General features: G+C 70.3%; 8 protein-coding genes. 2 read left to right on the top strand and 6 right to left on the bottom strand.

What is annotated here, in order from left to right; all coding sequences use genetic code 11:
- Positions 1–1551, bottom strand: a 1551-nt coding sequence (locus ACFW2E_RS13755; RefSeq protein ID WP_384465931.1) for a sugar ABC transporter ATP-binding protein, incomplete at its 3' end; no start/stop codon positions are given.
- A complete protein-coding gene (locus ACFW2E_RS13750; RefSeq protein ID WP_384465929.1) occupies positions 1548–2591 on the bottom strand; it encodes a LacI family DNA-binding transcriptional regulator in 1044 nt (347 codons plus the stop codon). The genes ACFW2E_RS13750 and ACFW2E_RS13755, both read right to left, overlap by 4 nt.
- A 140-nt stretch (positions 2592–2731) precedes the next feature.
- Between ACFW2E_RS13750 and ACFW2E_RS13745 the strand changes: the two genes are divergently transcribed.
- Entirely contained in the window at positions 2732–5020 is a 2289-nt protein-coding gene (locus ACFW2E_RS13745; protein WP_384465927.1) for an ATP-dependent RecD-like DNA helicase, read from the top strand.
- 178 nt (positions 5021–5198) lie between these two features.
- Positions 5199–6488, top strand: a complete 1290-nt coding sequence (locus ACFW2E_RS13740) for a citrate synthase (RefSeq protein ID WP_384465925.1) — start codon at positions 5199–5201, stop codon at positions 6486–6488.
- Between the two features lie 723 nt (positions 6489–7211).
- On the opposite strand, the gene ACFW2E_RS13735 is transcribed toward ACFW2E_RS13740, so the two are convergent.
- The 4 genes from ACFW2E_RS13735 to ACFW2E_RS13720 all read right to left on the bottom strand — a co-directional run bounded on the left by ACFW2E_RS13735 (position 7212) and on the right by ACFW2E_RS13720 (position 11561).
- On the bottom strand, positions 7212–9470 hold the full coding sequence (locus ACFW2E_RS13735) for a heavy metal translocating P-type ATPase (protein ID WP_384465923.1): 2259 nt from the start codon (positions 9468–9470) through the stop codon (positions 7212–7214).
- A gap of 117 nt (positions 9471–9587) precedes the next feature.
- Positions 9588–9827 carry a heavy-metal-associated domain-containing protein gene (locus ACFW2E_RS13730; RefSeq protein WP_384465921.1) on the bottom strand — a complete coding sequence of 80 codons (240 nt, stop codon included), beginning with the start codon at positions 9825–9827 and terminating at the stop codon, positions 9588–9590.
- Between the two features lie 73 nt (positions 9828–9900).
- On the bottom strand, positions 9901–10851 hold the full coding sequence (locus ACFW2E_RS13725; RefSeq protein ID WP_384465919.1) for a PrsW family intramembrane metalloprotease: 951 nt from the start codon (positions 10849–10851) through the stop codon (positions 9901–9903).
- Positions 10852–10961: 110 nt separating this feature from the next.
- Positions 10962–11561, bottom strand: coding sequence for a TetR/AcrR family transcriptional regulator (locus ACFW2E_RS13720; protein WP_384465933.1), 600 nt, complete (start codon positions 11559–11561; stop codon positions 10962–10964).
- Between the last annotated feature and the right edge of the window lie 36 nt (positions 11562–11597).

The following is an 11597-nucleotide window of genomic DNA, read 5'->3' as shown; positions in this document are numbered from 1 at the left end:
GTCGTTCTTGTGCGCGTGTCTGGGCCCGGGTGTGCCACACTGTGCGTCTGGCGGGGGTGTGGGGGGGGCGGGGCGGGCGCGCGCAATCACGGTGTCCTGGGTGGCCTCGCCGGCCGCGAGCTCGCCCGCGATCCGGCCCTGGGCCATCACCAGCACCCGGTCACTCATGCCGAGGACCTCGGGCAGATCGCTGGAGATCATCAGGACGGCGGCCCCGGCGGCCGTGAGTTCGTTGATGAGCTGGTAGATCTCGACCTTGGCGCCGACGTCGATGCCGCGCGTCGGCTCGTCGAGGATCAGCACCCTGGTGTCGGCCAGGAGCCACTTGCCGATGACGACCTTCTGCTGGTTGCCGCCGGAGAGGGTGCGCACGTGCTGGCCGAGGCCCGCCATCCGCACGCCCAGCTGTCCGGCGATCCGTTCGGCCGCCGCGTGCTGTGCCTTGAGGTCGACGAGCCCGGCACGGGTCGCCTTCCGCATGGTCACCAGGCCGAGGTTCTCCTCGACCGACGCGTCGAGCACCAGCCCCTGGCCCTTGCGGTCCTCGGGCACGAGCCCGATCCCGGCCGCCATGGCCGCGCCCACGTCGTGGCGGCGCAGCTCGGTGCCGGCGACCCTCACGGCTCCCCGGTCGTACGGGTCCGCGCCGAACACGGCCCGCACGACCTCGGTGCGGCCCGCGCCGACGAGCCCGGCGACGCCGACGACCTCCCCGGCGTGCACCTCGAAGCTCACGTCGTGGAAGACACCGTCCCGGGTCAGTCCCTCGACGGTGAGCAACGCGGCACCCCGGTCGGCGCGTTCCCGCGGGTACTGCTGCTCGATGGAGCGGCCCACCATGAGCCGTACGAGATCCTCCTCGGGCGTGGCGGCGGGCACCTGGCCGACGCTCCTGCCGTCGCGGATGACGGTGACGCGGTCGCCGAGGGCCGCGATCTCCTCGAGGTGATGGGTGATGAAGACGATCCCGACCCCGTCCTCGCGCAGCCTGCGCACGATCGCGAAGAGCTTCTCGACCTCCTCGGAGGTGAGCACGGCGGTCGGCTCGTCCATGATCAGCACGCGCGCCTCCAGGCTCAGCGCCTTGGCGATCTCGACCATCTGCAGGCGCGCGATGCCGAGTTCGCGGACACGCGCGCGGGGCGACACGTCGACGCCGACCCGCTCCAGCAGGACGGCGGCGTCGGCCTCCATCCGCTTGCGGTCGATCATTCCGAAGCGGCGGGGCTGCCGGCCCAGGAAGATGTTCTCGGCGACCGTCAGATCGGGAACGAGGTTGAACTCCTGGTAGATGGTGGCGATCCCGAGGCGCTCGGCGTCCTGCGCGCCGTGGATGCGCACCTCCTGGCCTCCGGCCAGGATTCGCCCGGCGTCGGGCCGGTAGGCGCCGGAGAGCATCTTGATGAGGGTGCTCTTGCCCGCTCCGTTCTCACCGAGCAGCACATGCACCTCGCTCTTGCGCAGGTCGAAGTCGACGCCGTCCAGCGCGACCACGCCCGGGAAGGTCTTCCGGATGCCCTCGATGCGCAGCAACTCGTCCGGGTTGCTCACGACTTGCTCCTTCGTACGGGGGACTGCGCAGCGGGGGACTGCGCAGGGACTGTCGCACCGCACGAGCGGCGTACGACGAGACGGGCGGGGAGGGTGACGGACTCGGGGGGCCGTCCCTCGATGCGGTCGACCAGGGCCCGTACCGCGGCCCGGCCCAGCTCGCCCGTCGGCTGGGCGATGGCCGTGATCGGCGGATCGGTGTGCACGAACCACCGGATGTCGTCGAACGCGGCGAGCGCGATGTCGTCCGGGACGCGCAGCCCGCGCGCGCGGATCGCGTCCAGGGCACCGAGTGCCATCAGGTTGTCCGCGGCGAAGACGACCTCGGGCGGCTCGGGCAGGTCGAGGAAGCCCTCGGTGACCCGCCGACCGCTCTCGGCCTGGAAGTCGCCCTGGCCCGTGTAGGCGTCCGGGAGGGGGATCCCGTACTCGGCGAGGGCGGCCCGGAAGGCCGCGACCCGCTCGCTGCCGGTGGTGGTGGCCGCGGGGCCCGCGATGATCGCGAGCCGCCGGTGGCCGAGTCCGTGCAGATGGGCGACGAGATCCCGGACGGCGGACTGCCCGTCGGCCCGTACGACGGGTACGTCGACGCCCGGGATCCACCGGTCCACGAACACCATCGGCGTGCCCGCATGGGCGGCGTCCAGCATCAGCGGCGAGCCGCCGTCGGTCGGGGAGACCAGCAGCCCGTCGATACGGCGGTCCAGCAGGGTCCGTACGTGGTGGTCCTGAAGATCCGGCCGCTCGTCGGCGTTGCCGATGATCACGCTGTAGCCGAGGGCGCGGGCCTCCTCCTCCACGGAGCGGGCCAGCTCGGTGAAGTAGGGGTTGAGCACGTCGCTGATGACCAGGCCGAGGGTGTGGGTCTGGTCGGTGCGCAGCGAACGGGCGACGGCGTTCGGGCGGTAGCCCAGCGCCTGGACGGCGGTCAGCACGCGGGTGCGCGCGTCCGCGCTGACCGACGGGTGGTCGTTCAGGACGCGCGAGACCGTGGCAACGGAGACGCCCGCTGCGGCGGCGACGTCCTTGATGCTCGCCATCGCCGTTCCACCTCCTTGTGGAAATGCTCATGGAATCGATTACACCGTGGGGTGTACCGAGGATTGGAATCGATTACACGGCGAGAGGCAAGACCCCGAGACCGGATCGTGATGTCAGTGCCCGGCTGTAGCGTCGGATCATGTCCATTCAGGCGGGGGCTTCCCAGGCGGAAGAGCGGCGGCTTGCCACGCTGGAAGGCGTGCTCGAGCGCATCACGTACGCCAACGAGGAGAACGGCTACACGGTCGCCCGGGTCGACACCGGCAGAGGCGCCGGTGATCTCCTCACGGTCGTCGGCGCGCTGCTCGGCGCCCAGGTCGGGGAGTCCCTGCGCATGGAGGGCCGCTGGGGGTCCCATCCGCAGTACGGCAAGCAGTTCACCGTCGAGAACTACACGACCGTGCTGCCGGCCACCGTCCAGGGCATCCGGCGCTACCTCGGATCCGGGCTGGTCAAGGGCATCGGACCGGTCTTCGCCGACCGCATCACCCAGCACTTCGGCCTCGACACCCTGCGGATCATCGAGGAGGAGCCCAAGCGGCTGATCGAGGTCCCCGGCCTCGGACCCAAGCGCACGAAGAGGATCGCCGACGCGTGGGAGGAGCAGAAGGCAATCAAGGAGGTCATGCTCTTCCTCCAGACGGTGGAGGTCTCGACGTCCATCGCCGTGCGCATCTACAAGAAGTACGGCGACGCCTCGATCTCGGTCGTGAAGAACCAGCCCTACCGCCTGGCCGCCGACGTCTGGGGCATCGGCTTCCTCACCGCCGACAAGATCGCCCAGTCCGTCGGCATCCCGCACGACAGCCCGGAACGGGTGAAGGCGGGCTTGCAGTACGCCCTCTCGCAGGCGACCGACCAGGGGCACTGCTTCCTGCCCGAGGAGCGGCTCATCGCCGACGCCGTGAAACTGCTGCAGGTCGACACCGGACTGGTCATCGAGTGCCTCGCCGAACTGGCCGAGCCGCCGGAGGACGGGGCCGATCCGGGCGTCGTACGGGAGAAGGTCCCGGGGCCGGACGGCGGCGAGCCCGTCACCGCCGTCTACCTCGTCCCCTTCCACCGCGCCGAGCTCTCCCTCTCCGCCCAGCTGCTGCGCCTGCTGCGCACCGACGAGGACCGGATGCCCGCCTTCCGGGACGTGGAGTGGGAGAAGGCGCTCGGGTGGCTCAAGGGACGCACGGGGGCGGACCTCGCGCCCGAGCAGGAGGCCGCCGTCAGGCTGGCGCTGACCGAGAAGGTCGCCGTGCTCACCGGGGGCCCCGGTTGCGGCAAGTCCTTCACGGTCCGCTCGATCGTGGAACTGGCCCGCGCCAAGAAGGCCAGGGTCGTGCTCGCCGCGCCCACGGGCCGTGCCGCCAAGCGACTGGCCGAGCTCACCGGAGCCGAGGCGTCCACCGTCCACCGGCTGCTGGAGCTCAAGCCGGGCGGCGACGCGGCATACGACAGGGACCGGCCGCTGGAGGCCGATCTGGTGGTCGTGGACGAGGCCTCCATGCTGGACCTGCTGCTCGCCAACAAGCTGGTCAAGGCGGTGGCTCCCGGGGCCCATCTGCTGTTCGTCGGGGACGTGGACCAGCTGCCCAGCGTCGGCGCGGGCGAGGTGCTCAGGGACCTGCTGGCCGACGGCAGCCCCATCCCGGCGGTCCGGCTCACCCGGGTCTTCCGCCAGGCCCAGCAGTCGGGGGTGGTGACGAACGCGCACCGGATCAACTCAGGGCAGCATCCGCTCACCGACGGCATGAAGGATTTCTTCCTCTTCGTCGAGGACGACACGGAGGAGGCCGGCCGGCTCACCGTGGACGTGGCCGCCCGCCGCATCCCGGCCAGATTCGGGCTTGACCCGCGCCGGGACGTGCAGGTTCTCGCGCCCATGCACCGCGGCCCCGCCGGGGCCGGCACCCTCAACGGCCTGCTCCAGCAGGCCGTCACGCCCGGCCGTCCCGACGTGCCCGAGAAACGGTTCGGTGGCCGCGTCTTCCGGGTCGGCGACAAGGTCACCCAGATTCGCAACAATTACGAGAAGGGCAAGAACGGTGTCTTCAACGGCACCGTGGGCGTGGTCACCTCGCTCGATCCGGTCGACCAGCGCCTCACGGTGCTGACGGACGAGGACGAGGAGGTTCCGTACGACTTCGACGAGCTGGACGAGCTGGCGCACGCCTACGCGGTGACCATCCACCGCTCGCAGGGCAGTGAGTATCCGGCGGTGGTGATCCCGGTCACCACGGGAGCCTGGATGATGCTTCAGCGCAACCTGCTGTACACGGCGGTCACCCGCGCCAAGAAGCTGGTCGTCCTCGTCGGTTCACGCAAGGCGATCGGCCAGGCGGTGCGCACGGTGTCGGCGGGGAGGCGCTGTACGGCACTGGACTTCAGGCTCGACCGGAGCGGCATCGGCAAAAATGATCGATCAAATGAGTCGTGAAGGTCACAGAGCACTTCCAGATGGGGAGACAACCGGGCAGGATGAGCAGGTTGGCGGCACTGAGTGCCGCCGATAGGCCCAATGGTCGACCCCGAGTGCACTCTCCTGAGCCAAATGGGGGATGGTAGAGACAGTCAGGGCACCTCGAAGATGAGGCACTACGTCGGTGAGGGAAGACGTGAGCGACAACTCTGTAGTACTGCGGTACGGCGACGGCGAGTACACCTACCCGGTGATCGACAGCACCGTCGGCGACAAGGGCTTCGACATCGGGAAGCTCCGCACCCAGACCGGTCTGGTGACTCTGGACAGCGGGTACGGCAACACGGCCGCCTACAAATCCGCCATCACCTACCTCGACGGTGAGGCGGGCATCCTCCGGTACCGCGGCTACCCGATCGAGCAGCTGGCCGAGCGCTCCACGTTCCTCGAGGTGGCCTATCTGCTGATCAACGGTGAGCTTCCCACCGTGGACGAGCTCACCTCGTTCAAGAACGAGATCACGCAGCACACCCTGCTGCACGAGGACGTCAAGAACTTCTACAAGGGCTTCCCGCGCGACGCCCACCCGATGGCGATGCTGTCGTCGGTCGTCTCGGCGCTGTCCACCTTCTACCAGGACAGCCACAACCCGTTCGACGAGAAGCAGCGCAACCTCTCCACCATCCGTCTGCTCGCCAAGCTCCCGACGATCGCGGCGTACGCGTACAAGAAGTCGATCGGTCACCCGTTCGTCTACCCGCGCAACGACCTCGGCTACGTCGAGAACTTCCTCCGCATGACCTTCTCGGTCCCGGCGCAGGACTACGAGCTGGACCCGGTCGTCGTCTCCGCCCTCGACAAGCTGCTCATCCTGCACGCGGACCACGAGCAGAACTGTTCGACGTCGACGGTCCGCCTGGTCGGCTCGTCGCAGGCGAACATGTTCGCGTCGATCTCGGCCGGCATCTCCGCCCTCTGGGGCCCGCTGCACGGCGGCGCCAACCAGTCCGTCCTGGAGATGCTGGAGGGCATCCAGGCGACCGGCGGCGACGTCGACTCCTTCATCCGCAAGGTGAAGAACAAGGAGGAGGGCGTTCGCCTGATGGGCTTCGGCCACCGGGTCTACAAGAACTTCGACCCGCGCGCCAAGATCATCAAGGCGGCGGCGCACGATGTCCTGTCGGCCCTCGGCAAGTCCGACGAACTGCTGGACATCGCCCTGAAGCTGGAGGAGCACGCGCTCTCCGACGACTACTTCGTCTCGCGCAGCCTCTACCCGAACGTCGACTTCTACACCGGCCTGATCTACCGGGCCATGGGTTTCCCGACCGAGATGTTCACGGTCCTGTTCGCCCTCGGCCGCCTGCCGGGCTGGATCGCCCAGTGGCACGAGATGATCAAGGAGCCGGGTTCCCGCATCGGCCGCCCGCGCCAGATCTACACGGGCGTGGTCGAGCGCGACTTCGTTCCGGTCGAGGAGCGCTGACACCTGCCGCTGAGGGGCGCCGTTCCGGCGGTGCCCCGTCGCCGGGGTGTTCTTCCCCCTCGGCTTCCGGCGTACGGCCGCTTCGGGGTTCGAGGGGTGCCCCTTGCCCCGGGGCGGTGCGGCGGCGTGCGTGGTCGAGAGCCGTCCTCGTCGTTGAGCGGCACTGAGCGCGGTGGTCGTCCGGGGAATGTCCGGGCGGAGCAGAAGGCGCCCTGGAGCGCCGGTCCCCCCACGGGCCGACGACCAGGGCGCCTTCCCATGTCCCGGTGCGGATTCCCCCCACGGGATCCGGCCGGGCGCTTGCGAGGACAGCGCCTGAATCGCTGTTTGAGCACAACGAGCAGAACTCGCGGTGCTCGAGTGATGCGGTGCGATCTGCCGGGACCCGTACCGATCGGGAGGGCCGCTCAAAGCTTCCCGAAGTACGCGCCCCGGCAACGCAACTCTGAGGAAGTCCCCCAAGACATCCCCAGATGCCAGCCAACGCCCCCCAAGACGCTGTCTGACATCGCCAACTTAGACCTTCGAACCCCTTCGATGGTTACGTTCACATCACTGTGATCTGCGTCTCTTGCATATGTCCGTTAGATGCGCAAGAGCCCCGATCCGATGATCGGAGCCCAAGCGTAAGGATGATGCGCGAGCCTTGTGAAGAGCTTATGTGAGGCGCGCGTTGGACTCTAGAGGGACTCTTACTTCGACTGGGGCGTACCGCCGGTAACTTCAGCGGAACGTCCGGAGTCGGAGGCTGTTCGTGACCACGAACACGGACGAAAAGGCCATTGCGGCCCCCGCGATCATCGGGTTCAGCAGCCCGGCGGCGGCCAGCGGCAGCGCGGCCACGTTGTAGCCGAAGGCCCACACCAGGTTGCCCTTGATCGTGCTCAGGGTCCTGCGCGAGAGCCGAATGGCGTCCGCGGCCACCCGCAGGTCCCCGCGCACCAGGGTCAGGTCGCCCGCCTCGATCGCCGCGTCCGTACCGGTTCCCATCGCCAGACCCAGATCGGCGGTGGCGAGCGCGGCCGCGTCGTTGACGCCGTCACCCACCATGGCGACGGTCCGCCCCTCGCCCTGCAGCCGCCGTACGACCTCGACCTTGTCCTCGGGCAGCACCTCGGCGATGACCTCGTCGATCCCCACGGCGCGCGCCACCGTCTCGGCCACCGCCCGGTTGTCCCCGGTCAGCAGCACCGGGGTGAGCCCGAGGGCGCGCAGCTCGCGCACCGCCTCGGCGCTGGTCTCCTTGACCGAGTCGGCGACGGCGAGGACACCGCGCGCCCGGCCGTCCCAGCCGGCCACGACGGCCGTACGACCGGCCCTCTCGACCTCTTCCCGGGCGCGGGCCAACTCCCGCGGAAGCTCCTCGAACAGCCGGCCCACGGCCACCTCACGGCCCGCCACGCGCCCGCGCACGCCCCGCCCGGGGACGTTCTCGAAGCGCTCGACGTCCGGCAGTGCGCCGGCCCGCTTCTCGGCACCGGCCGCGACCGCGCGGGCGACCGGGTGCTCGGAGGCGTGCTCCAGGGCGCCCGCGAGCCTCAGCACCTCCTTCTCGTCGGTGCCCTCGGCGACGTACACCTCCTGGAGGGACATCCGGCCGGTGGTGACCGTGCCGGTCTTGTCCAGGACGACCGTGTCGACACGGCGCGTGGACTCCAGGACCTCCGGGCCCTTGATCAGGATGCCGAGCTGGGCCCCCCGGCCCGTGCCGACCATCAGCGCGGTCGGGGTGGCCAGGCCCAGCGCGCACGGGCAGGCGATGATCAGTACGGCGACGGCGGCGGTGAACGCGGCCACGCTGTCGCCGGTGACGCCGAGCCACACGCCGAACGTGCCCAGCGCGATCAGGACGACCACCGGGACGAACACCGCCGAGATCCGGTCGGCCAGCCGCTGTACCTCGGCCTTGCCGTTCTGCGCGTCCTCCACGAGCTTCGCCATCCGGGCGAGCTGGGTGTCCGCGCCGACCCGGGTCGCCTCGACCACCAGCCGGCCGCCGGCGTTCACCGTCGCGCCGGTGACGGAGGAGCCCGCCGAGACGTCCACCGGCACCGACTCGCCGGTCAGCATCGCGGCGTCGACGGCGGAGACGCCCTCGATCACGGTGCCGTCGGTGGCGATCTTCTCGCCCGGCCGGACGACGAAGCGGTCGCCGACGGCCAGGGCGGCCACCGGGACGCGTACCTCACCGCCGCCGCGCAGTACGGCGACGTCCTTGGCTCCCAGCTCCATCAGCGCCCGCAGGGCCGCCCCGGCGCGCCGCTTGGAGCGGGCCTCCAGATAGCGGCCCAGCAGGATCAGGGTGACGACTCCCGCGGCCACCTCGAGGTAGATGGTGGACGCGCCGTCCATGCGCGAGACGGTGAACCGGAACTCGTCGTGCATGCCCGGCATGCCCGCGTCGCCGAAGAACAGCGCCCACAGCGACCAGCCGAACGCGGCCAGGGTGCCGACCGAGACGAGCGTGTCCATGGTGGCGGCGCCGTGCCGGGCGTTGGTCCACGCGGCCCGGTGGAAGGGCAGGCCGCCCCAGACGACGACGGGCGCGGCGAGGGTGAGCGAGAGCCACTGCCAGTTGTCGAACTGCAGCGCCGGGATCATGGACAGCAGGACGACCGGGGCGGCGAGCGCGGCCGAGACCAGCAGGCGGTGGCGGAGAGCGGCGAGTTCGGGGTCCGCCTCGGACGTCTCCGGGCTCCCGGTCGGGGCCTGCGGTTCGGGCCGCGGCGGCGGGGGCTCTTCGGCCGTGTACCCGGTCTTCACCACGGTGGCGATCAGATCGGCGACCCGGACGCCCTCGGCGTACGAGACCTTCGCCTTCTCCGTCGCGAAGTTCACCGTGGCGGTGACACCGTCCATCCGGTTCAGCTTCTTCTCGACGCGGGCGGCGCAGGAGGCGCAGGTCATCCCGCCGATGAGCAGCTCGACCTCCGACGTCTCGGCGACTATCGGTGTCTCTGTGCTGGTGGTGGTGCTGGTCATGTCCGGACTCCAGACATCGGACCGGACCGTACGGATGCAGTATCAGCTGGTCGGCACGGCCCGGTCGGAGGAAAAAGGTTTCGGGTCCCGCCCCGTGTGTCGGGCCCCCGGGGTGTCTCAGGCCTCGCCGACGAGCTCGAAGCCGGCCTCGTCGACGGCGGCGCGGACGGCCGCCTCGTCGAGCGGGGCGGCGGAGACCACGGTGACCTCACCGGTGGACGCGACGGCCTGCACCGAGCCGACGCCCGGGATCCCGGAGATCTCACTGGAGACGGAGCCCTCGCAGTGTCCGCAGCTCATCCCGCTCACCTTGTAGACAGTGGTGACGGAGCCCGTGATGTCGGTCTGCGCGGTCATGTCGTTACTCCTCGTCGAGGCGTGTGGGGCCTGGGGGGCCCACGATGGGGCCCGCACTCCTCACACTATACCCCTAGGGGGTATTTCTCCAAGGAACGTCATGGCGCGCCAGCGAGCCGGCCCATCCGACGCCGAGCAGGGCGACGAGCACCAGGCCGCCGACCGAGAACAGCGTGAAGAGGTGTTCCTGCGCCTCGGTCGGCGCCGGCATGTACCCCTGGGCGAACAGCTGCCGGTCCAGCCCCGTGCCGACCAGATGGGCCACGAGCCAGATCGCGATGCCGTGCGTGGAGTCCCACAGGGCGTGCAGCAGGGAGACCCCGGCGTACGTGGCGACGACCGGGGAGGTGAGCCGGAAGCGGCCGTTCGGATGGCGGTGGGAGAGCAGGACGGCGCCCGTGATCGCCGTCCACAGGCCGTGCCCGAAGGGGGTCAGCACCCCGCGCAGGATCTCGGTCTCGACCAGGGCGCGCAGGTCGATGCCGTTCGCCGAGACCGCGGCGTCGAAGGCGTAGCCACAGCTCTCCAGGGCCGCGAACCCGAAGCCGACGGCCGCGCCGAGCACCAGCCCGGCCCGCGTGCCGCGGATCCCGGGCAGCCGGCGGAGGGTGAACATCAGCGCGCCGAGCTTCGCCGCCTCTTCGATCATTCCGACGCCGACGAACATCGAGAGGGAGGGGCGCAGCAGATAGTGCTCCATCGTCGACGCGCCGAGCACGCCGAGCGTGCCGCCGGTCAGGAAGCAGCCGAGGATGGCGCTGACGCCCAGGTCGCGGCCGTGCCGCTCGTAGGCCCACAGGACGAACGTGACCGGGACGAGGAAGCCGCCGAGCAGGATCAGGGTCGGCAGGAGCGTGGTGTTCTTCGTCGTGTACGTCACCAGCGCGGTCAGCACCCACAGGGCGAGCCCGCCACCCAGGCAGCGCCGCCACAGGCCCGCGCGGATACGGGGGAAGGGGGGCGGGGGCTGCTTCGGGCCGGGGATGCGGGCCCGGGGCGCGCCGGGCGGTGGAGAGTGGGTCACGGAAGGTCCCCTCGTGCTCCTGCTGACTGGGGCGATCTACCGGCACCATATGCAGTTGTGCCTTTTGCCGCAGTCCGAGGAGAGCCCGCCTTCCCGGTGCCGGGTGGGCCCTATGTCGCCGTCCGGCGAAGGCCGCTGACGCCGGGTCGGCCGCCGGCCAGTGGCTCCAGATAGCGGATGAGGACGTTCTTGATCTCCCAGATGTACGCCTCGCGCTGCGCCCCCTCGTGGGTGAGGACCAGCTCCAGACCGGCCTTGTAGATGCCGAGGCAGACCTGCGCCGTGCGCGTGACGTCGGCCGGGGGCGCGGCGGGCAGGAAGGAGGCGATCAGCCCTTCGATGCGCGTCACCAGGGTGGAGTGCAGCGCGTCGTGCTCCTCGGCGATCCGGCCGGGGATGTCGGGGCCGTGCATCAGCGCGAAGAAGACGGGGTGCTCGGTGTTGAAGGCGATGAAGCGGTCGACGGCGGCGGAGACGGCCTCGTCCAGCGGAGTGGCGGGGTCGACCGGCGCGAGCGCCTCGCCGTAGGTCTCCCGCATCTCGTGCATGAGCCGGTCGCCCAGCTCGATCGCGATCGCTTCCTTGTTCGGGAAGAACTGGTAGAGCGTGCCCGGGGAGACGCCCGCCTCGCGGGCGATGGCGTTGGGTGTGGCCGCCCGGTTTGCGGACGGGGAGAAAAACGCGGGCGCGGCCCGGCTGCCGAGGGGGATTGGACCCAAGAGCCGCGGGCGGGCGGGCGGCGGGCG

This window comes from Streptomyces sp. NPDC058964 (assembly GCF_042741275.1).
GTDB lineage: Bacteria > Actinomycetota > Actinomycetes > Streptomycetales > Streptomycetaceae > Streptomyces.
Note: the sequence above shows the minus strand (reverse complement) of the source record. Positions and strands in the feature narration are given on the sequence as shown.